This is a genomic window from Micromonospora parva, assembly GCF_040649675.1.
Classification (GTDB): Bacteria; Actinomycetota; Actinomycetes; order Mycobacteriales; family Micromonosporaceae; genus Micromonospora; species Micromonospora parva.
This window is the reverse complement of record NZ_JBEZFX010000002.1, coordinates 451,602-472,560: the sequence shown is the minus strand read 5'-3', so window position 1 is coordinate 472,560 and position 20,959 is coordinate 451,602. Positions and strand designations below refer to the sequence as shown.

The following is a 20,959-nucleotide window of genomic DNA, read 5'->3' as shown; positions in this document are numbered from 1 at the left end:
CTGGCGGCGGACGAACCCCGGCGGGCTAGTGGGGGGCGCGGACCACCATGACCGGGCACTGCGCGTGGTGGAGCATCGACTGGCTCACCGACCCCAGCAGCAACCCGGTCACCTCGCCGCGCCCGCGCCCGCCGACCACCGCCAGTTGGGCGGAGCGGGACGCCTCGGCGAGCACGGTGCCGGGTCGACCACGTGTCGCCTGGCACGTCAACCGCAGACCCCGATGGTCCTCGGTGAGGCCGGTCAGCCACCCGGCGAGCATCCGCTCCTGCTCGCGGTGCAGCTTCGCCTCGTCGTACACCAGGGGTTGCATGTCGCCCGGTCCGCTGCTGCCGGGGTGCCGGTAGGCGTGCACCGCCACCAGCGGCACGCCGAGCGACACGGCCGTGTCGGCGGCCACGTCCGCCGCCCGCCGGGAGGCGTCCGAACCGTCGACAGCTACCAGCACCGGCTGGTCGGGTCGTTGCGTGCCGCGGGCGACCAGCACCGGGCAGTCGGCGTACGCGGCGACCTGCACCGCGACCGAGCCGAGCACCAGCGCGGAGAACCCACCGAGCCCGCGGTCGCCGAGCACGATGAGCGCGGCGGTGGGGGACTCGCCCACCAGCACCGCGGCGGCCTCCCCATCGATGATCTCGCCGGAGATCGACAGGCCGGGCACGGTGGCCTCGGCCTCGTTCACCGCGGCCTCGACGAGTTCCTCGGCCCGGTGGCGCAGTCCACCGCCGGGTGGCGCGTCCGGGGCGGGGGAGACCGGTACGTGCAGCAGCGGCCAGATGAAGCCGTGCACGACCCGCAGTGGTCGGTGCTGCCGTGCCGCCTCGGTGGCGGCGAGGCGGACGGCACGCAGCGCCGACTCCGAGCCGTCGACGCCGACCACCACCGCCGCATTGTTCGCCGAGTTCACCGCCCACCTCCGCCCGCGGCCAGTATCGCGGGCCCGGACGCCTTCGCGCCGCGATACCGCTGAGCGCTCCCCGGTCGGTACGCTGACGAGGACCGGCCGGGGAGGGAGCGTCGCCGATGGGTGAACCAGACCAGCCGAGCACCGCTCGCATGATCGACTTCTGGCTCGGCGGGCAGCATCACTTCCCGGTGGACGTGGCCGCCGCTCACGCGTTCGAGCGGGCGTACGGGCCGTGCGCGCCGGTGTTCCGGGAGCTGCGGGCGTTCCTGGGCCGGGCGGTGCGGGCGATGGCCGGCCAGGGCGTGGACGGTTTCCTGGTGTTCGGCGCCGGGGTGCCGACGATGGGTAACGTGCACGAGGTCGCCACCGACGCGACGGTGCTCTACACCGACGTCGATCCGGTCACCATCCGGTTGGGACAGAGCATCCTCGCCGGCAGCGACCGGGCCGGCTACGGCTTCGGCGACGCGACGGACATCGGCACCATCGATCCGGCGCAGCTGCACCGCTTCGTGCCGGGGTGGGGTCGGCGGCCGGTCGGGGTGGTCTTCCTCGGCCTGGCGGCGTTCCTCGACGACGCCACGCTGACCCGCACCCTCGACGAGTTGTACGCTGCCGCGGCGCCGGGCAGCCTGCTGGCGGTGGACTTCGACACCGAGGAGCTCGCGGGCCACCCGGAGGCGCTGGCCATGATGGGCCCGCAGTTTCGGATGCGCCCGCCGGCGGCGTTCGCGCCCCTGCTCGGTCGGTGGGCGCCGACGGCGGACGGGATCGTCCCGGTCGCCCAGTGGCGGGCGGCGGGCCCGCCGGCCCGGGTGCCCGACGCGTTCCACGGTGTGCTCGCGACCCGCGCGACTGACTGACCGCGCCGATCCGCCGTCCGAGGGCGTCCGTATGATGCTTGCCCTATAGCAAGCTTCTGGGGAGGACGACGATGGTAGACGCGCCGGACGTGGTGTCGCGCGCGTTGCGCGAGGCCCCGCCCGACCAGTTGGCCGAGGCGGCGGACCGGGCGATCCGGTCGGCGATGGGCGCGCTGCGCACCGACGTCTTCGTCGCCGACTACCGGATCAGCGGCCTCTGGCCGGTGCTGGACCCGGACCTGCCGGCGGCCGGGTTCCTGGAATGCCACACCGTCGCGCAGCGCTGTTTCAGCAGCCAGCAGCCGGTCCGCGACGGCGAGGGCCCGTGCCGGCTCTACCTGCCGTTGACGGTGTGGGGGGAGCGGCTGGGCGTGCTGCTGATCGAGCTGCCGGCCGTGCCGAATCCGGCGGTGACCGGTCAGGCCACGGACATCGCCGACGCCCTGGCGGTGGCGATGCGCGCGGCGGACCGGGAGACCGACCGTTACCGGCGGGCCCGTCGGCGGGAGCGACTGACGATGGCCGCCGAGATGCAGTGGGATCTGCTGCCCGGTCGCGGTGTCGCGCACCACGCGTTCGATCTGGCCGGTCAGCTCGAACCGGCGTACACGGTGGGCGGTGACCACTTCGACTGGTCGCTGGACGGCGACCGTCTCACCGTGACGGTGCTCAACGGTGAGGGCACCGGGCTCGCCGCGTCCCTGTTGACCGCCGTCACGGTCAACGCGATGCGCAACGCGCGGCGCTCCGGTGGCGGCCTGGTGGAACAGGCCGAGCTGGCCTCGGACACGGTCTTCTACCAGCACCGGGGTGCGCGGTACGTGGCCACCCTGCTGCTCGAGGTGGACACTCGCTGCGGCCGGGTGCGGGCGGTCGACGCGGGTTCGCCCCATCTGCTGCGGATGCGCGGGTCCACGGTCGAGCCGATGAAGCTGGATCAGCAGCTGCCGCTGGGCATGTTCGCCGAGACGCGCTACGAGCTTCAGGAGGTGCAACTCGCGCCGGGCGACCGTCTCTTCGTGGTCAGCGACGGGGTGTGGGCCGCCGAACCGCCGGGGCAGGAGCCGTACGGGCAGCGGATGATGGCGCGTTCGTTGCGCGCCACTCGGCTGCAGCCGCCGGCCGAGGCGGTTGGTACGGTGATGCGCGAACTGCACGCCTATCACGCGGATTCCGACCTGCGCGACGACGCCGTCGTGGTCTGTCTGGACTGGCATGGTCCACGCGAACAGGGCACGGGGTGAGAGTCGCGGCCGCGTTGTCGGGCGGGCACCAGCGCGACGACGGCAGGGGACATCAGGTGGAGCGACCTGCGGATCTCGCCGCGGCGATCGACGCGGCTGCCGGAACGCTGATCGCTGTGCTGGACTCGGCTGCGGCGCGGCATCAGGTGCCGCCCACCCAGCTGCGGGTGCTCACGCTGATCTGCGGTCGACCGGAGACCAACGTCAACGGGTTGGCGGAGTTGCTGGACGTGGTGCCGTCATCGGCGAGCCGCCTGTGCGACCGGCTGGAAGCGACCGGCCTGTTGCGCCGGGTGGCCGATCCGCGCGACCGGCGGGAGGTGCGGTTGGTGCCGACCGCCGCCGCGCTGACCCTGCTGCGGGAGTTGGCCGAGCGGCGCCAGCGTGCGGTGCAGGCGGTGTTGGACCGGATGCCGACGCGGATGCAGCACGAGCTGTTGTTGGCGCTGGTCGGGTTCGCGCGGGCGGCGAACTCGGTGCCCGAGCAGCAGAGCGACTCCGCGGTGCAGACGGCCTGAGCGTCGCCCCGTTCTTCACTAGTATCCTAGGACGCTTTAGGCGTGGTGATCCACGCCATAGTGCGGCACAGCCGCACCGACAGCCCGGCGGCGGCACCCGGCCGGCGAGAGGAGGCCCGATATAGTGGCAGCGCATCTACCCGGCCCGCGATCTCGATGACCGCGGGCCGCAGCAGAGGAACGGGCCCCACGCGGGGCCATCGGGGAGAGCCGGCGGTGGTCGGCCCGACAGCACGGACGACCCTCAGCCGCGCCCGGCGTCGGCGGGGGCCCGCGTGCCGTGGAGGAGGATCGGTGTCGCGTCGGCCGGCTCGGGCAGAGCACCCGCGGGACACCGGTGACGAGGCTCCCGGCAACCAGGTGCTCACAGTGCCCAACCTGATCAGCTTCGGGCGGCTGCTGGGCGTGCCGCTGTTCCTCTACCTCTTCCTGGTGGCGCGGGCCGACGTGGCCGCGGTCGTCGTCCTGGCCATCGGCGGCACCACCGACTGGGTCGACGGCTGGATCGCCCGCCGGCTGCGTCAGGTGAGCCGCCTGGGCGAACTGCTCGACCCACTCGCCGACCGCCTCTACATCCTCGCCACCCTGGTCGCGTTCACCGCGCGGGAGGTGGTGCCGTGGCAGTTCACCGCGGCGCTGCTGGCCCGTGAGGTGCTCCTGCTCGGTTCGCTGGCGGTGCTGCGTCGCCACGGGTACGGGCCGCCGCCGGTGCACTACGTCGGCAAGACCGCCACGTTCCTGCTGCTCGCGGCGTTCCCGGTGCTGCTGTTGGCCACCGCGGCGACCGACGTGGCGACCGCGGCGAGCGCCATCGGTTGGGCGCTGGCCTGGTGGGGTCTGGTGCTCTACTGGGTGGCCGGCGGGATGTACGTCGTGCAGGCGGCCCGGCTGGTGCGCGCGGTGCGCGGCCCGGGAGCGGCGGCGTGAGCGCGCCGCGGCTGGGCAAACCCGGCCAGGACCGGGTGTACGCGCCGGATTTCCTCACCGAACTGTTTCGCAACCCGTTGGACCCGGGGTACGCGGACGCGGCCGCCGCCCGTCGGAGCTCGGCGCAGTCCGCTGCGGCGCGAGGATGGCGGGCCTGGCCGGCGCGGTCGGTGAGCCTGGTCGTGGTGGTGATGCTCGGTTTCCTGTTCGCGGTCGCGTACCGGCAGACGATGGCGGACGAGCCGGGGCGGAGCCAGGCCCGTTCGGGTCTGGTGACGCAGATCAAGGAACGGGAGAGCCAGACCGACCGGTTGTCCACGCGGGCGGATCAGCTGCGCGAGGAGGTCAGTCGGCAGCGGGACGCGGCGTTGAGCGGGTCGGCCGCCGCCCGGTTGCGCAACCTGGAGGCGAGCACCGGGCTGGGTCGGGTGCGCGGTGATGGTGTGGTGGTGCGGTTGGCGGACGCGCCGGACAAGGCGGACGCGGTGACCGGTGCGGGTGCCGGGCCGCCGCGGGTGCTCTACAGCGACCTGCAGGGGGTGGCGAACGCGTTGTGGAGTGCCGGCGCGGAGGCGATCGCCATCAACGGGCAGCGGTTGACGTCGACGTCGACGATCCGGTCGGCGGGTGAGGCCATGCTGGTGGATTTCCGGCCGGTGACCGGGCCGTACGAGGTGTCGGCGATCGGGCCGGATTCGATGCGGCGCAAGTTCGAGGACAGTCGGAACGCGGCGCTGATGCGGAAGGTGGCGCAGGGGACCGGGTTGTCGTTCGGTGTTCGGGAGTCGGATGACCTCACCCTGCCGGCGGCTCCGGAGCCGCAGCTACGCTACGCCAAGCCGTCGGTCAGTCCGAGCCCTTCCGCGTCGGGTGTCCGGTCCGGCAGTCCCGGGTCGTCCGGTCCGGCGACGACTGTTAGCCCCTCCGGAGGTGGCCGATGATCGCGGTGCTGGCGTTGCTCGCCGGTGTGGTGCTGGGCGTGTGGCTTGATCCCACGGTGCCGGCGGCGTTGCAGCCGTACCTGCCGATCGCGGTGGTGGCCGCGTTGGACGCGGTGTTCGGTGGGGTGCGGGCCCGGTTGGACCGCATCTTCGACGACAAGCAGTTCGTGGTGTCGTTCATTTCGAACGTGCTGGTCGCTGGTCTGATCGTGTATCTGGGTGACCAGCTGGGTGTGGGCGGGCAGTTGTCCACCGGTGTGGTGGTTGTGCTGGGTGTGCGTATCTTCGGCAACGTGGCGGCGATCCGCCGGCACCTGTTCCGGGCGTAGGTTGGGTTGCGATGAGTGACGAGCAGACCGACACGGGGACCGGGTGGCCGCAGCCGGCGGGCCCGGCGCGCCCGGGTGGGCCGGCGGGTGAGCCTGATCCGCGGCCTGACGCGCCGGATCCGGACGAGCTGAGCCCGTTGGCGCCGCAGGGGCCCGCGCGGCCGTCGGACGATGAGCCGGTGGCGGAGCCGGGTGTGGAGCCGGTCGACGACGGTGCGACGGTGGACCTGAACGCGGTGTCGCGGTCGGGGGAGCCGGTCGTGGGTTCCGACGCGTCGGTGGAGCCGGCGGAGCCGGTGGTGGCTGGTCGGTCCCGGTGGAGTACGGCCGGTGTGATGATCGCCGCGTTGCTGGCGTTGTTGGGGTTCACGTTGGTGGTGCAGTTGAAGACGACCTCGACGGACCCGACGTTGGGGGCCACGCGGCAGGAGGACCTGGTTCGGATCCTGTCGGATCTGGATGCGCGGGAGAACCGCCTGCAGCAGGACATCCGTGCCCTGGAGGACAGTCAGCGTCAGTTGCGCTCGGGTGAGCAGGGTCGTCAGGCGGCGTTGGACGAGGCGACCCGGCGGGCGGACGAGTTGGGCATCCTGGCGGGGACGTTGCCGGCGGTGGGCCCGGGGTTGACGGTGCAGTTCGACTCCGGGGTGAAGCCGATCTCGGCGAACCGGGTGTTGGACGCGGTCCAGGAGCTGCGGGGTGCGGGTGCCGAGGCGATGCAGATTTCCGGTGGGGATCGGGCGACGGTTCGGATCATCGCGTCGACGTACTTCCTCGATGGGGACAACGGGTCGTTGATGGTGGAGGGGCGTCGGTTGACGGGGCCGTACACGATCACGGTGATCGGTGATCCGGCGACGATGCGTACGGCGTTGAACATTCCTGGTGGGGTGGTGGCGTCGGTTCGGGGTGACGGCGGTAACGTGACGTTTGGGGAGCGTGAGGTTGCCGAGGTTTCGGCGCTGCACGTGCCGATCAAGTTGGAACACGCCCGTCCGGTCTCCTGACCGGCGCGGCCGCCCCGGACCCGGGTGGTCCGGGGCACCGATGGATGAAGGACGCGTCTGGTGATTCCCGAGGATCTGCGATACACCGCCGAGCATGAGTGGGTGGCGGGTGACGGCACGGCTTCGGTCCGGGTCGGCATCACCCACTTCGCGCAGGACGCGCTCGGTGACATCGTGTACGTGCAGTTGCCCGAGGCGGGTGCGGTGGTCGCGGCCGGTGACTCGTTGGGTGAGATCGAGTCGACCAAGAGTGTGTCGGAGATCTACGCGCCGGTGGCCGGTACGGTGGCGGCGCGCAACGACGCGTTGGCTGACACTCCTGAGCTGATCAACACTGATCCGTACGGTGAGGGTTGGTTGGTGGAGATCACGCCGGATGATCCGACGGCGACGGATGGGTTGCTGACGGCGGCCGCGTATCAGAAGATCACCGAAGGCTGAGTGTGCGTGATCCGGTGCGTGCGATGTCTGCGCGCGTCCGGTTGCCCTGCATTTCGGCGCTGGCTAGGCTCGCCCAGTCGACCGAGAACCCAATAGTTGAGCGTTGTGGAATTGCCTTCCCGGGCACGGGGAGCCAGCCGCCGGGTGTGCATGTGCCCGGCGGCCAGACCCGCCATTACCCGACGCCGACCGAACAGATCCGTGAGGTGGTCCCATGACGCGGCCAGACGACGAGTTCCCCCCACTCGACGTCACTTCGACGCTCAATCTCGGTTCGCTCGACGAAGTGCTGGAGGGGCCGGACACCGATGTGGTGCCGAGCCGGATGTCCGGTTCGTTGCCGCCGGGTATGGCGCTGCTGGTGGTTCGTCGAGGCCCGAATGCGGGTGCCCGGTTCCTGTTGGACCACGATGTGACGACCAGTGGCCGGCACCCGGACAGTGACATCTTCCTGGATGACGTGACGGTGTCGCGTCGGCATGCGGAGTTCCACCGTGACGGTGGGACGTTCACGGTGCGCGACGTGGGCAGCCTGAATGGCACGTACGTCAATCGTGAGCGGGTTGAGGCGGCCACGTTGAGCAACGGTGACGAGGTCCAGATCGGTAAGTTCCGGGTGGTGTTCATCGCCGGTCCGCGCCCGGAGGAGGAGGCCGGCCGGGGGTGAACGAGCCTGCGGCCTCCACGTCACCCGGGGCGGCTCGGTCTCAGCCGCTGATGAGCATCGGTGAGGTGCTTGGGCAGTTGCGGGTGGATTTTCCGGATACCACGATTTCGAAGCTGCGGTTTCTTGAGGCTGAGGGTTTGGTCGAGCCGCAGCGGACGGCGGCGGGTTACCGGAAGTACAGCTGGGACGATGTGGCGCGGTTGCGGTTCGTGTTGACCGCGCAGCGGGACAGGTACCTGCCGTTGCGGGTGATCCGGGAGCAGTTGGCCCAGTGGGATTCGTCCGGTGAGCAGCCGGAGCGGTCGCGGCCGGCGTTGGTGGCGGTTGGTCCCGATGGTGCGGTGCCGGGTCGTGAGGTGTCGGAGCCGGCCGAGTCGTCGCAGGTGCGGCTCGGCCGGTCGGATCTGGTGGCGCGCAGTGGGATCGACGAGTCGACGCTGGCGGACTTGGAGCGGCTCGGTGTGCTGGTGTCGGATCCACCGGGTTGGTATGACGCGGATGCCCTGATCATCGCTTCGGCGGTGGCGGGGTTGGCGTCGTACGGGTTGGAGCCGCGGCATCTGCGGGGTTATCGGACGGCGGCGGACCGGGAGGTCGGTTTGTTCGCGCAGTTGGTGGCGCCGTTGGCGCGGCAGAGTGATCCGGCGGCGCGGGCGCGGGCGGCGGAGACGGCGCGGGAGTTGGTGGCGTTGTCGGAGCAGTTGCACGCGGCGTTGGTGCGGGTGGGTCTGCGGTCGACGTTGGGTCGGTGAGGGTGCCCGGCGGGTGGCGGCTGAGCGGAAAGATCTCTTCGGGGAAGCGTGCCGTAGGCTTGCCGGGGTAACCCCTTTTCGGCGCGGGCGTGGTGCTGTAGCGCATGGGACGGCCGTGTTGCGGTCCGTGTACCGTGCAGGGAAGGGCGCGGTGCGTAGGTTGACGACGACACGGAGGCGGCGGTGCGCGAGCTGAGCGTGGTCGGAGTTCGGGTGGAGCTGCCCAGCAACCAACCGATCGTCCTGCTCAGGGAGGTCGAGGGGGACCGCTATCTGCCGATCTGGATCGGCGCGGTCGAGGCGACGGCTATCGCTTATGAGCAGCAGGGGGTCAAGCCGGCCCGGCCGTTGACCCATGATCTTCTGCGGGATGTGTTGGCGGCGTTGAAGGCGCCCTTGCAGGCGGTGGAGATCACCGAGCTGAAGGAGAACGTCTTCTACGCGGATCTGTTGATCGGCGATGGGGTGCGGGTGTCGGCGCGGCCGAGCGATTCGATCGCGTTGGCGTTGCGTGTCGGTGCGCCGATTCGTTGTGCGGAGCAGGTCCTCAGCGAGGCGGGGATCGTTATCCCTGATGAGCAGGAGGACGAGGTGGAGAAGTTCCGCGAGTTCCTGGAGCAGGTGCGTCCGGAGGATTTCGCGGGCTGAGGTGTGCCCGGGCTCGGTTGGTGATCTTTCTCGGTGGCTGCGCGGCGTGTCGCGTCGGTTCCTCCGTGGTAACCCCTGACGGTGGCGATAGGGTTTCCATGTCGAGGGGTGCGCGTCCCGGAAACGATGCGTCGCCACACTGACGGGGAGGTTGTCCGGATGCACGAGCCGCGGGATTCCGATCCGGGTGCAGAGTTCGACGAGCCGGGTGCCTCGTCGCCAGGTGTGGCGGCTGAGGGTGACGGTTCGGTTGGCTACCGGGGTGTGACGGCGTGTCACGCGGTGGGCATCAGTTACCGGCAGTTGGACTACTGGGCGCGGACGACGCTCGTGGTGCCGAGCGTTCGGGATGCTTCGGGCTCGGGGACGCAGCGGTTGTACTCGTTCCGGGACCTGGTGGTGTTGAAGGTCGTGAAGCGGTTGTTGGATGCGGGGGTGTCCCTGCAGAACATCCGTAAGGCGATCGAGGCGTTGCGGTCGCGTGGTGTGGAGGATCTGGCGGGGATCACGCTGATCTCTGATGGGACGACGGTGTACGAGTGCCGGTCTCCGGAGGAGGTGGTTGACCTGTTGCAGGGTGGCCAGGGGGTCTTCGGCATCGCGATCGGTGGGGCTTTCAAGGAGATCCAGGGGTCGTTGTCGCATCTGCCGGCGGAGCCGGCGACGAGCGGCCCGGTGGAGCCGGCGGCGGTGTCCGGGGCGGATCCGGTGGGTGACGAGCTGGCGGCGCGGCGGGCGCGGCGGCGGGCCGGCTGACTCGTTCGGCTTCCAATTTTTTCCGGTTGGGTTTTCTCGCGACCGTCGGTGACGGTGGCCGGGGGTGATCGACCACGCCGGTCCCTTGTGGATACGTTTGGTGTGGCGTTGGTGGCCGATTGTGGAGATACCGATCGGTAGTGATGACGCAACGTGTCGGTCGTATTGTCGGGAATCCGATAAGGGGGCGCTGACCGGAGGCGTTTGACACGCTATGGTCCCTCACGGTTCTGCACCCTTCATCCCCGGAAGGAACGACCGTGACGGTTACGGAAGAGACGGCTCCCGCTTCGCACTACGACCGCATTGGCGGTGCCAGTTCGGTCAAGGCGGCGGTTGAGCTGTTCTACGACAAGGTGCTCGCGGACCCGGAGTTGGCGGGTTACTTCACTGATGTGGAGATGGCGGGTCAGCGGCGGCACCTGGCGTTGATGTTGACCGTGGTGCTGGGTGGCCCGAACGAGTACACGGGTCGTGGGTTGGCTGAGGCGCACCAGCCGTTGAACATCACTGTGGAGCACTACGCGAAGGTGGGCGAGCACCTGACGGCGACGCTGACCGAGTTGGGGGTGCCGGCGGACATCCTCGCTGACGTGCAGACAGTGCTGGGGCAGGTGCAGGGCCAGGTGGTGGCTGCCGGAAACAGGTCGGGCGTCTGAGCGTGGACGCGGCTCGCCTCAAGCAGAGCTGGTCGGTGGTCGCCGGTCACGGCGACCAGGTGCCGCTCTATTTCTATTCGACGTTGTTCCTCGCTCATCCTGAGACGCGGCAGATGTTCCCCACGAACATGGCCGGTCAGCGGGATCGCCTGGTGACCGCGTTGGGCCACATCGTGTCCAACGTGGACCAGGTGGATCGGCTGGTGGGTTTCCTGCAGGATCTCGGCGCGGATCACCGCAAGTTCGCGGTGCGCGCGGAGCACTATCCGGCGGTCGGTGAGGCGCTGGTGGCGACGTTGCAGCATTTCCTCGCCGAGCAGTGGACCGAGGAGTTGGCAGCGGACTGGACGGCCGCGTACGGGTTGGTCGCCCAGGTGATGATGGAGGCCGCGCAGGCCGCTGAGGCGGTCAATCCGCCGTGGTGGGTGGCGGAGATCGTGGCGCATGAGCGGCGGGCGTTCGACGTGGCGGTGTTGACGGTGCGCCCGCAGTACCTGTTGCCGTTCACCCCGGGGCAGTCGATCGGGGTGTCGCACCCGTCGGTGCGGTCGTGGCGGTACTACTCGCCGGCGAACGCCCCGCGGGCGGACGGCACCCTGGAGTTGCATGTGCGGGCCGCGCCGGGGGGCGCGGTGTCGTCGCGGCTGGTGTACGGGTCGGCGGTGGGGGATCGGATCCACCTGGCGGCGCCGGTGGGGGACCGGCTGGGGTTGTGGTCGGCGGGCTCCAGTGACCTGTTGCTGCTGGTGGCGGGTACGGGCTGGGCGCCGGTGAAGGCGTTGGTGGAGCAGGTCGCCGCGGAGGGTTCCCGCCGCCGAGTTGATCTGTACGTGGGGGCCCGGTCGCGTAGCGAGTTCTACGACAGCGACGCGATCGACAAGTTGGCGTCGTCGTATCCGTGGTTGACGGTGACGTACGTGGTGGGTACCGACGTGCACCGGCCGGGGGAGTTCGTGCAGGCGGTGGATCGGGCGCTGGCCGACGGTGACTGGCGTTCCCGGCACGTGTTCGTGTGTGGGTCGGACGAGATGGTGTCGCACGCGGTGCAAACGTTGGCGCAGGCGGGTTACCACGCGGGTCAGGTGCACCACGAGGGCCTGGGTGCGCAGTGGTACGGCCCGGCGTGGCGGACGGCTGCGGGTGACACTTCGGAAGGTGGGCACAGGTGAGCGCGAGGAGTGAGCTTGCGAGCCCCGCAGTCGCGAACGAAAGGGCGGGTGCGGTGAGCGCGAGGAGTGAGCTTGCGAGCCCCGCAGTCGTGAACGGAGGTCTGCACAGGTGAGCGCGACGCCGATCAGCCGGTATGACGGGGTGCAGGTTTCCGGTGGTGTGCAGGTGCGGATGACCGCCGATCGGGTTCGGCGGTGGGAGTTCGGTGCCGCGTCGTTCGCCCGGCGGGGTTATGACAATGCTGACGTGGACCGGTTCCGGGTGCAGGTCGCTGACGAGTTGGATCTGTTGGCGACGCAGATCGCGACGTTGCGGGCGGAGAACGAGCGGCTGAACGACCGGGTGGAGTTGCACCGGCACGGGGTGATTCCGAGTACGGGGGCGGCGGCGAAGGTTCCGGCGGCGCGGGAGGTGAATCTGCTGTCGGCGGCGCAGCGGGAGGCGGAGCAGATCATCGCGCAGGCGCATGACTATGCGCGTCGGGTCGCCGAGTACGCCCGGGTGCAGTACGAGAGTTACCTGCAGGCGGCGGAGGCGGAGGCGAAGCAGGAGGCGGAGCGGGCGGTGGCGGAGTACCGCAGCGCGGCCGGGCCGAGCTTCGACGACACGGTGGCGACCCGGGAGGCGTTGCGGATTTTCGGCGAGATGATGGTGTCGCACATGCAGGCGGCGGCGCGGCATCTTGATGACGGCAGTGAGCAGTTGGCGCGCACGATGGATCGGATCGCGGCGGAGACGCCGGGGGCGCCGTTCGTGGGTGGTGTGGTGGGGCAGTCGGCGTTGCCGCGGCACCAGCAGCGCTGATCGTGGAGCGTGCTCGGCGCGTTGGCGGCGGTGGCATAGTCGGAGGGGTCAGGCGGGGCTGATCGGTGGCCGCGCCCGTGAGAGAGGCTCCTTCGTGTCTGTATCACCGTCTCCGACCGGCGGGTCGGTGGACCCGCTGGCCGCGTTGGAGGCTTCGGCGTGGGCTCTGGCGGCCGCGGTCGGCACCATGAGTGACGCCCTGTCGGCCCCGCTCGCCGAGGTCGTGGCGGCGTCGCCGCACCGCAGCGCGGTGCTGGAGGCCGCTGGTCTGCTGGCCTGGGATGGTGGGGTGCCGGTTGCGCACCCGTCGTTGGTGCCCGCCGATGGGCCGACGGGGAGCAGCGCGGTGCAGGCCCGGTTGAGTTCGCTGCGGCAGGCCGTCGCCGCGGCGGCGCAGGAGCCTTCCGGGCCGCGCGGGGCGGGTTGGGCGGAGTTGGACGACGAGGTGTTGCTGCACCAGGGTCGGGCGTCGGGGGCGACCGGCCGGGCGTTGGCGACCCGGGTGGTGCCCGAGTTGCCGGGGTTGGCGGAGCGCTTGGGCTCGGCGGACGGCCGGGTGCTGGACGTGGGCACCGGGGTGGCGGGGTTGGCGGTCGCGCTGGCTCGCGCGTTGCCTCGGGCGTCGGTGGTGGGTATCGACGTGCTGCAGCGGGCGTTGGACCTGGCCCGGGGTGAGTTGGCCGAGGCAGGCGAGGTCGCGGATCGGATCAGTCTGCGCCGTCAGGACGTGGCGGAGGTGACGGAGCCGGGCGGGTACGACCTGGTGTGGTTGCCGGCGCCGTTCCTGCCCGAGCAGACGTTGACGGTGGCGTTGCCCCGGCTGGTGCAGGCGTTGCGGCCTGGTGGTTGGCTGGTGGCGGGCACCAACCCGCCGGCGGGGGATCCGTTGCGGGCGGCCGTCGACCGGTGGAACGCGGTCCGCAACGGTGGTAACGCGTTCGACGCGGACCGGATGGCGCAGGTGCTGGCGGCGACGGGCTTGGCCGATGTTCGCCGTTTCCCGACCGTCCCCGGCGGGCCGGTGCTGGTCGCCGCGCACCGCCCGGGCGGCTGACGCCGACCGGCTGCGGGGCTGGCGGTCAGCTGAGCGGTTGTTCGGGGTGCGAGGCGGCCGCGCCGGGCACCGGTCTTCCGCGTGCCCCCGCCGCGAGGGCGAAACCCGCTGTCGGTTGCCGGGGCGGGGTGGTACAAAGCCGCGGTGGAAGAGACTCTGAAGTTCGCCGATCTGTTGCGGTTGATGGACGAACGGTCGACTGCTTTCCGGGCGGCGGTCGCCGCGGCGCCCAGCCTCGACGTGCGGGTGCCGACGTGTCCTGAGTGGACGGTGTTCGACCTGGTGCGACACCTGGGCGAGGGACGCCGCCGGTGGGCCGCCATCGTGGCCGCGGGGCCCGCCGACGCCCCACCGGACATCGCCGCGCCGGCGCCGCCCCGCGTGCGCGAGGCCCTGCTGGCCTGGTTCGCCGCGTCGACGGCGCAGTTGCTGTCGGCGTTGCGGGAGGCCGGCCCGGATCGTGGTTGCTGGACGTGGTGGGGTGATTCGCAGTCGCCGCAGACCGCCGGCGCTGTTGCCCGCCACCAGCTTCAGCAGGTCGCCGTGCACACCTATGACGCCCAGGTCGCTGTGGGCGCACCGGAGCCGTTGCCGGACGAGGTGGCCCTCGACGGTGTCGACGACTTCCTGACCACCTGCGTCGCGACGACGATCGCGTGGCCGCACGAGCCCGCTGTCATCGACTACCACGCCGCCGAGGGCCGTTCCTGGCGGCTGTGGTTCTCCGCCGACGGCGCACGGACCGCCCGGCTCTCGGCGCCCGTCACCGCCGAGGACCCGGGGGTGGCGTATGTTTCCGCCCGGGGTACGGCCAATGAGCTGGTCATGTTCTTCTACGGCCGCATTCAGATGGACCTGCTGCAGCTCGAGGGCGACCGCCGCGTCCTGGACCAGCTGATCGCCTGGGAGCCGCAGGAGTAGGACGCGGCGCGGGCCGGCGTAGTCGGTCAGGTGGCGGCGGCGCGGACGGCGTCGGCGATCGAGGTGGGCCCGTCGACGAGTTCCAGTGTCGCGCCGGCGGTGCGTGGTTCGTCGAGCAGCGCGGCGAGGACGTGGGCGACGTCGGTGCGGCTGATCGCGCCACCCCCGGCGTGTGGGGTGAGGGTGACCCGTCCGGTGGGTGGGTCGTCGGTGAGCCGGCCGGGTCGCAGCACCGTCCAGGCCAGGTCGCGGCCGCGCAGGTCGTCCTCGGCGGCGCGTTTGGCGCGCAGGTACGCCGCCCACACGTCGTCGGTGCCGGGGGCGGGTGGCTTGTCCACGCCCATGGAGGAGACGAGCAGGTAGCGGTGGACGCCGGCGCGGGTGGCGGCGTCGGCGAGCAGCGCGGCGGCGGCCCGGTCGACGGTGTCCTTACGGGCGGCGCCGCTGCCGGGCCCGGCACCGGCGGCGAAGATCACCGCGTCGGCGCCGTCGAGGTGCGCGGCGAGCTGCGTGATGTCGGTGTGTTCCAGGTCGTTGACCACGGGGGTGGCGCCGGCGGCGCGCAGTGTCGCGGCCTGCTCGGGGTTGCGGATGAGGCCGACGGCGGTGTCGCCGCGCCCGACGAGGTGACGTTGCAGCAGCAGGGCGATCTTGCCGTGGCCTCCGGCGATGACGACGCGCATGCGCCCAACCTACCGGCCGCATCGGCTTGACCTTGACCTTCGGGTAACCCTGAGCCTGGTCGTGCCGGTCGCCGTGACCGGCACGAGGAGGATGTTCACGTGGGGCTGATGACCATCGGGGCGTTCGCTCGGGCGGCGAGGCTGACGCCGAAGGCGTTGCGCCTGTACGACCAGGTGGGGTTGCTGGTTCCGGCGGCGGTGGATCCGGAGTCCGGCTACCGGTTCTACGACCCGGCTCAGCTGCCGGTGGCGCGGCTGGTCGCCCAGTTGCGTCGGCTCGGGATGCCGCTGGCGACGATCCGGGTGGTGTGTGCCCTGGAGCCCGCGGCGGCCGCTGAGGCGATCAGCGCGTACTGGCGGCGGGTCAGCGCCGACACCGCGGCTCGCGCCCGGCTCGCCACCCTCCTCGTGGATCACCTTTCTGAAGGGGGTACCACGATGTCCGACCCGAATGGCACGGTTGCCGTACGCTGCGCGGCCGGTTGTGACACCGGCCTGGTGCGCGACAGCAACGAGGACGTCGCGTACGCCGGCGGACGGTTGCTGGCCGTGGCCGACGGTATGCGGGGGACGGGCGGTGCGGCTGCCAGCGCGGCCGCCGTCGACGCCCTGAAGCCGTTGGAGTTCGCCGACCTGCCGTCCGCCGAGGTGTTGACGGTGCTGGCCGGGGCGGTCGCCGACGCCGACCGCGCTGTGCGCGGGTTGGCGTCCGACGCCGACCAGCCGGTCACCACGCTGACCGGGCTGCTGCTGCGCGGTTCCCGGCTGGCGTTGGTGCACGTCGGCGACACCCGGGCCTACCTGTTGCGTGACGGTGAGCTGTCGCTGCTCACGCAGGACCACACCTGGGTGCAGGCCCAGGTGGATCAGGGCCGGCTCGACCGGGAGCAGGCCGCGTCGCATCCGCAGCGGGCGGTGCTGGTGCGCGCCCTCGGTGGCGGTCGGCAGGTCGAGGCTGATCTCGCGGTGCGCACCGTGCAGGCCGGTGACCGGTACCTGCTGTGCTCCGACGGGTTGTCGGCGGTCGTCGACCGGGCCGAGCTGCGTTCGGCGTTGACCGGGGCCGGCGATCCGGATGCCACGGTGCGTGCGCTGACGGCGCTGGCGCGGGCCGAGGGGGCACCGGACAACATCGCCTGCGTGGTGGCCGACATCGTGGCGGTGTAGACGTCCCGGTGCCCGCGCCGGGTGGGGTTGCCCACCCGGCGCGGGGTTCGCCGGTGGCGCACGGGTTGAGGCAGCATGGAGAGGTGACGGAGAGCCTCGACGTGTTGACCTCGCTGGTGGCCGGCGGTGGGGTGGTGGTCCTCAGCGGCGCCGGCCTGTCCACCGAGTCGGGGATCCCGGACTACCGGGGGCCCAGCGGGGTGGCGCGGCGGCACACCCCGATGACCTTCCAGGCGTTCACCGGGGATCCGCTCGCCCGGCGGCGCTACTGGGCGCGTAGCCACCTGGGGTGGCGGTTGATCGCGGGCGCGGCGCCCAACGCCGGGCATCGGGCGGTGGCGCAGCTGCAACGCGCCGGTCTGGTCGACACCGTGATCACCCAGAACGTCGACGGTCTGCACGGTGCGGCCGGCAGCCCGTCGGTGATCGAGTTGCATGGTCGGCTCGACGAGGTGACCTGCCTGGACTGCGGCAACCTGACCTCGCGGGAGGAACTGGACCGGCGGCTGCGGGAGGCCAACCCGGATTTCGTGGCCCGCGTCGCCGGGGTCAACCCGGACGGTGATGTTGATCTCCCCGATGAGCAGGTGGCGGCGTTCCGGCCGGTGGACTGCGGGATCTGCGGCACCGGGATGGTGAAGCCGGACGTGGTGTTCTTCGGTGAGACGGTGCCGCCGCAGCGGGTGGCGCGGTGTTTCGCGGCCGTGGAGCAGGCCCGTTCGTTGCTGGTTCTCGGGTCGTCGTTGACGGTGATGTCGGGGCGCCGTTTCGTGATTCGGGCGGTGAAACGGGGCATCCCGGTCGCGATCGTCAACCAGGGGCCCACGCGAGGTGACGACCACGCCACCGTGTGCGTCGACGCGCCGCTGGGTGTGGTGTTGCCGCAGTTGGCCGCGCGGGTCGCCGCTGGAGTGCCGCTCAAGGTGTGATCGTGGGTCACTGGGCGCGGTGCCCGGCCCGGGGGTAGGACATCTGCGGGAAACACCGGCGCTGGTAGCGTTGACCACGCCGGTAACACCCACGTGGGAGAGACCGCCCGACAGCACGCAGGGCGGCGCCGAAGGGGCAAATCCTCCCCGGAACCTCTCAGGCAAAAGGACCTCGTGGGCAGGCACTGTGGAGTGCCCCTGTGGGTGCGACAGAGGGGGAGGCCGACACGTCGACCTCGCCCCGGGAGTGCCCCTATGACCGTAGAGCAGTTCGCCACCCGTCACATCGGTCCCGGCCCCGACGACGAGCGTCGGATGTTGGAGGTCGTCGGGCACGACTCGATCGACGAGCTGATGGACGCCGCGATCCCCGAGGTGATCCGCTGGCACGGCACCCTCGACCTGCCCGACCCGGCCACCGAGGCCGAGACGATCGCCGAGTTGCGGGCCCTCGCGGCGCGCAACACCGTCGCCGTCTCCATGATCGGGTTGGGGTATCACGGCACGCACACCCCGGCGGTGATCCGCCGCAACGTCCTCGAGGACCCGGCCTGGTACACGGCGTACACCCCGTACCAGCCGGAGATCAGTCAGGGCCGCCTGGAGGCGCTGCTGAACTTCCAGACCATGGTCACCGACCTGACCGGGCTGGCCACCGCGAACGCCTCCATGCTCGACGAGGGCACCGCGGCGGCGGAGGCGATGACCCTCGCCCGCCGCGCGTCCAAGACCAAGAGCCCGGTGTACGTGGTCGACGCCGACGCGTTGCCGCAGACCATCGCGGTGATCACCAGTCGGGCCGAGCCGCTCGGCATCGAGGTGCGGGTCCTCGACGTCGAGCGCGACGAGTTGCCGGCGGAGTTCTTCGGCCTGCACCTGCAGTACCCGGGGGCGTCCGGTGCGGTCCGCGACCACCAGGGTCTGGTCGAGGCGGCGCACGCCGTCGGCGCCCTGGTCACCGTCGCGGCGGACCTGCTGGCGTTGACGCTGCTGCGGGCGCCGGGGCAGATCGGCGCGGACATCGCCGCCGGCACCACCCAGCGCTTCGGCGTACCCATGGGCTTCGGTGGGCCGCACGCCGGTTACCTGGCGGTGCGCTCGGGCCTGGAGCGGATGCTGCCCGGACGTCTGGTCGGGGTGTCGCGCGACGCGGACGGCAACCCGGCGTACCGGTTGGCGTTGCAGACCCGTGAGCAGCACATCCGGCGGGAGAAGGCGACCAGCAACATCTGCACCGCGCAGGTGCTGCTCGCGGTGATGGCCGGCATGTACGCCGTCTACCACGGCCCGGACGGGCTGCGGGACATCGCGACGCGTACCCATCGGATGGCGGCGCGGCTCGCGGCCGGGTTGCGCGCCGGCGGCGTGGAGGTCGCGGACGTCGCGTTCTTCGACACCGTCACCGCCCGGGTGCCGGGCCGGGCCGCCGAGGTCGTCGCGGCGGCCGCCGAGCGGGGGGTGAACCTGCGGCTGGTCGACGCCGACCAGGTGGGGATGTCCTGCGACGAGACGACCACCGACGCGCACCTTCAGGCGGTGTGGGCGGCGTTCGGGGTGGCCGCGTTCGACGGGGCCGTCGACACGGCAGTCCCGGCCGGCCTGACGCGCACCACCGACTTCCTCACCCACCCGGTGTTCCGCAGCCACCACTCGGAGACGGCGATGCTGCGCTACCTGCGACGGCTGTCGGACTTCGACTACGCCCTGGACCGGGGCATGATCCCGCTCGGCTCGTGCACGATGAAGCTGAACGCGACCACCGAGATGGAGCCGATCAGCTGGGCGGAGTTCGCGCACATCCACCCGTTCGCGCCGGACGCGCAGACCGCCGGGTACCGGGAGATGATCGGTCAGTTGGAGTCGTGGCTGGCCGAGGTGACCGGCTACGACGCGGTCAGTGTGCAGCCCAACGCCGGTTCGCAGGGTGAGCTGGCCGGGTTGCTGGCGATCCGCTCGTACCACGCGTCGCGGGGGGAGACCCACCGCGACGTGTGCCTGATCCCCTCGTCGGCGCACGGCACGAACGCCGCGTCGGCGGTGATGGCCGGCATGCGGGTCGTCGTGGTGGCCTGCGACGACAACGGCAACGTCGACCTGGTCGACCTGGACGCGAAGATCGACAAGCACCGCGACGCGCTCGCCGCGATCATGGTGACGTACCCGTCGACGCACGGCGTGTACGAGACCGGCATCGCGTCGCTGTGCGCGAAGGTCCACGACGCCGGCGGGCAGGTGTACGTCGACGGGGCGAACCTCAACGCCCTGGTCGGTTTCGCCAAGCCCGGCACGTTCGGCGCGGACGTGTCGCACCTGAACCTGCACAAGACGTTCTGCATCCCGCACGGCGGCGGTGGCCCCGGCGTGGGCCCGGTGGCGGTCCGCGCGCACCTGGCGCCGTTCCTGCCCGGTGACCCGCTCGGCGCGCACGCCGACGCCACCCCGGCGATCTCGGCGGCGAAGTACGGGTCGGCGGGCATCCTGCCGATCCCGTGGGCGTACCTGCGGATGATGGGCGCCGAGGGGCTGACCCGGGCCACCGGTGTGGCGGTCCTCGCGGCGAACTACGTGGCGGCGCGGCTGCGCGGACACTTCCCGGTGCTGTACGCCGGCAACAAGGGCCTGGTGGCGCACGAGTGCATCCTCGACCTGCGGCCGTTGACGAAGGCGACCGGGGTGAGCGTCGACGACGTGGCGAAGCGGTTGATCGACTACGGTTTCCACGCGCCCACGATGTCGTTCCCGGTGGCGGGGACGCTGATGGTGGAGCCGACCGAGAGCGAGGACCTGGCCGAGCTGGACCGGTTCTGCGACGCGATGATCGCGATCCGCGCGGAGATCGAGCAGGTGGCGTCGGGGCAGTGGCCGGCGGGGGACAACCCCCTGGCGAACGCGCCGCACACCGCGGCGATGGTCAGCGGTGACGAGTGGTCGCACGCGTACCCGCGGTCGGTGGGCGCGTACCCGGCCGGGGTGGACCGGGCCGGGAAGTACTGGCCGCCGGTGCGGCGCATCGACGGCGCGTACGGCGACCGGAACCTGGTCTGCTCGTGCCCGTCGCCGGAGGCGTTCGAAGACTGACAGCGCCCGCGGGCGCTCAAGGTTTGACAGCGCCGCCGGGCGTCGAAGGGCCGATGACGGCGCGCCGGGGCGGGCGGGTACGGCCTGCCCCGGCAGTCGCTGCGACCTGGGCGGGGACGTCCCTAACCGGGGGACTAGCCTGGGTCGACGGCGGCTATTCGGTGACGCTGAGTGGTCGGTCAGGCCACGAGGGCGTGGCGGGCGGGGCCGCGGTGCGGTGCGATGCTGCTGCCGTCGGGGAGCAGCTCGCCGGTGTCGTCGAAGACGATGACACCGTTGCAGAGCAGGCTCCAGCCCTGCTCACGGAAGCAGGCGAGGACCCGCGCGGCTTCCCGGTCGGTGGCTTCAGCGGAAGGGCAGGTCGGTTGGTGCTGGCACATCGGGTTCTCCGGACTGTGGGGGCACTGTGTCATGGTTCACATGACCAGTGACGCACAGTACCAAGCGAAAGTGTCCAGCATCGACCAGGTGTCCGCCTGGTGCGCGGGAAATCC

23 protein-coding genes and 1 riboswitch are annotated in these 20,959 nt (G+C 71.3%); of the genes, 20 read left to right on the top strand and 3 right to left on the bottom strand.

The genetic code is table 11. From position 1 onward, the window contains the following. Positions 1-25: 25 nt before the first annotated feature. On the bottom strand, positions 26-907 hold the full coding sequence (locus AB0C03_RS07430) for a universal stress protein (RefSeq protein WP_357635251.1): 882 nt from the start codon (positions 905-907) through the stop codon (positions 26-28). A 116-nt stretch (positions 908-1,023) separates the two neighbouring features. Here AB0C03_RS07430 and AB0C03_RS07425 point away from each other — a divergent pair, with 116 nt between their 5' ends. The 17 genes from AB0C03_RS07425 to AB0C03_RS07345 all read left to right on the top strand — a co-directional run bounded on the left by AB0C03_RS07425 (position 1,024) and on the right by AB0C03_RS07345 (position 14,608). Continuing rightward, a complete protein-coding gene (locus tag AB0C03_RS07425; protein ID WP_210865848.1) occupies positions 1,024-1,770 on the top strand; it encodes an SAM-dependent methyltransferase in 747 nt (248 codons plus the stop codon). 71 nt (positions 1,771-1,841) lie between these two features. Then, positions 1,842-3,014 carry a PP2C family protein-serine/threonine phosphatase gene (locus AB0C03_RS07420; RefSeq protein ID WP_030327714.1) on the top strand — a complete coding sequence of 391 codons (1,173 nt, stop codon included), beginning with the start codon at positions 1,842-1,844 and terminating at the stop codon, positions 3,012-3,014. Between the two features lie 56 nt (positions 3,015-3,070). Further along, positions 3,071-3,532 carry a MarR family winged helix-turn-helix transcriptional regulator gene (locus AB0C03_RS07415; RefSeq protein WP_030327713.1) on the top strand — a complete coding sequence of 154 codons (462 nt, stop codon included), beginning with the start codon at positions 3,071-3,073 and terminating at the stop codon, positions 3,530-3,532. Positions 3,533-3,826: 294 nt separating this feature from the next. Next, on the top strand, positions 3,827-4,459 hold the full coding sequence (gene clsA / locus AB0C03_RS07410; protein WP_030327712.1) for a cardiolipin synthase ClsA: 633 nt from the start codon (positions 3,827-3,829) through the stop codon (positions 4,457-4,459). Further along, positions 4,456-5,400 carry a DUF881 domain-containing protein gene (locus AB0C03_RS07405; RefSeq protein WP_030327711.1) on the top strand — a complete coding sequence of 315 codons (945 nt, stop codon included), beginning with the start codon at positions 4,456-4,458 and terminating at the stop codon, positions 5,398-5,400. The genes clsA and AB0C03_RS07405 overlap by 4 nt, the downstream gene beginning before the upstream one ends. Next, positions 5,397-5,729 (top strand): small basic family protein, encoded by a 333-nt coding sequence (locus tag AB0C03_RS07400; protein WP_030327710.1) that lies wholly within the window; start codon positions 5,397-5,399, stop codon positions 5,727-5,729. Before AB0C03_RS07405 ends, AB0C03_RS07400 begins: the two co-directional genes overlap by 4 nt. A gap of 11 nt (positions 5,730-5,740) precedes the next feature. Further along, a complete protein-coding gene (locus AB0C03_RS07395) occupies positions 5,741-6,736 on the top strand; it encodes a DUF881 domain-containing protein (protein WP_030327709.1) in 996 nt (331 codons plus the stop codon). Positions 6,737-6,796: 60 nt separating this feature from the next. Beyond that, positions 6,797-7,177, top strand: a complete 381-nt coding sequence (gene gcvH / locus AB0C03_RS07390) for a glycine cleavage system protein GcvH (protein ID WP_030327708.1) — start codon at positions 6,797-6,799, stop codon at positions 7,175-7,177. 214 nt (positions 7,178-7,391) lie between these two features. Continuing rightward, positions 7,392-7,844, top strand: coding sequence for an oxoglutarate dehydrogenase inhibitor Odhl (gene odhI / locus AB0C03_RS07385; RefSeq protein ID WP_007071101.1), 453 nt, complete (start codon positions 7,392-7,394; stop codon positions 7,842-7,844). Positions 7,845-7,894: 50 nt separating this feature from the next. After that, the gene (gene ftsR / locus AB0C03_RS07380) at positions 7,895-8,596 is read left to right on the top strand and encodes a transcriptional regulator FtsR (protein ID WP_357635242.1); all 702 of its coding nucleotides are present in this window, start codon (positions 7,895-7,897) and stop codon (positions 8,594-8,596) included. Between the two features lie 183 nt (positions 8,597-8,779). Next, a complete protein-coding gene (locus AB0C03_RS07375; RefSeq protein WP_030327706.1) occupies positions 8,780-9,244 on the top strand; it encodes a bifunctional nuclease family protein in 465 nt (154 codons plus the stop codon). Positions 9,245-9,403: 159 nt separating this feature from the next. Beyond that, positions 9,404-10,000 carry a MerR family transcriptional regulator gene (locus AB0C03_RS07370; RefSeq protein ID WP_081883657.1) on the top strand — a complete coding sequence of 199 codons (597 nt, stop codon included), beginning with the start codon at positions 9,404-9,406 and terminating at the stop codon, positions 9,998-10,000. Positions 10,001-10,260: 260 nt separating this feature from the next. Beyond that, entirely contained in the window at positions 10,261-10,659 is a 399-nt protein-coding gene (locus tag AB0C03_RS07365; protein ID WP_210858049.1) for a group I truncated hemoglobin, read from the top strand. 2 nt (positions 10,660-10,661) lie between these two features. Continuing rightward, complete coding sequence (locus AB0C03_RS07360; protein ID WP_030327703.1) at positions 10,662-11,828, top strand: globin domain-containing protein; 1,167 nt, start codon at positions 10,662-10,664, stop codon at positions 11,826-11,828. A 109-nt stretch (positions 11,829-11,937) separates the two neighbouring features. Beyond that, positions 11,938-12,633 (top strand): DivIVA domain-containing protein, encoded by a 696-nt coding sequence (locus AB0C03_RS07355; protein ID WP_030327702.1) that lies wholly within the window; start codon positions 11,938-11,940, stop codon positions 12,631-12,633. Between the two features lie 94 nt (positions 12,634-12,727). Further along, complete coding sequence (locus AB0C03_RS07350) at positions 12,728-13,687, top strand: methyltransferase domain-containing protein (RefSeq protein ID WP_357635238.1); 960 nt, start codon at positions 12,728-12,730, stop codon at positions 13,685-13,687. Between the two features lie 144 nt (positions 13,688-13,831). Then, a complete protein-coding gene (locus AB0C03_RS07345; RefSeq protein WP_357635236.1) occupies positions 13,832-14,608 on the top strand; it encodes a maleylpyruvate isomerase family mycothiol-dependent enzyme in 777 nt (258 codons plus the stop codon). A gap of 26 nt (positions 14,609-14,634) precedes the next feature. Here AB0C03_RS07345 and AB0C03_RS07340 read toward each other — a convergent pair whose 3' ends face one another. Beyond that, on the bottom strand, positions 14,635-15,291 hold the full coding sequence (locus AB0C03_RS07340; RefSeq protein WP_210858051.1) for an NAD(P)H-binding protein: 657 nt from the start codon (positions 15,289-15,291) through the stop codon (positions 14,635-14,637). Between the two features lie 99 nt (positions 15,292-15,390). Between AB0C03_RS07340 and AB0C03_RS07335 the strand changes: the two genes are divergently transcribed. From AB0C03_RS07335 to gcvP, 3 genes are all read left to right on the top strand, one after another. Continuing rightward, complete coding sequence (locus tag AB0C03_RS07335; protein ID WP_357635232.1) at positions 15,391-16,458, top strand: MerR family transcriptional regulator; 1,068 nt, start codon at positions 15,391-15,393, stop codon at positions 16,456-16,458. 83 nt (positions 16,459-16,541) lie between these two features. Continuing rightward, complete coding sequence (locus AB0C03_RS07330; RefSeq protein WP_357635229.1) at positions 16,542-17,387, top strand: NAD-dependent protein deacetylase; 846 nt, start codon at positions 16,542-16,544, stop codon at positions 17,385-17,387. A gap of 84 nt (positions 17,388-17,471) precedes the next feature. Next, a riboswitch (glycine riboswitch) is annotated at positions 17,472-17,570 on the top strand. A 72-nt stretch (positions 17,571-17,642) separates the two neighbouring features. After that, entirely contained in the window at positions 17,643-20,465 is a 2,823-nt protein-coding gene (gene gcvP / locus AB0C03_RS07325) for an aminomethyl-transferring glycine dehydrogenase (protein ID WP_357635226.1), read from the top strand. 179 nt (positions 20,466-20,644) lie between these two features. Here the strand turns inward: gcvP and AB0C03_RS07320 are convergent, their stop codons facing one another. Beyond that, positions 20,645-20,845: a DUF5999 family protein gene (locus tag AB0C03_RS07320; RefSeq protein ID WP_030327695.1), complete on the bottom strand. Its 201-nt coding sequence runs from the start codon at positions 20,843-20,845 to the stop codon at positions 20,645-20,647. Between the last annotated feature and the right edge of the window lie 114 nt (positions 20,846-20,959).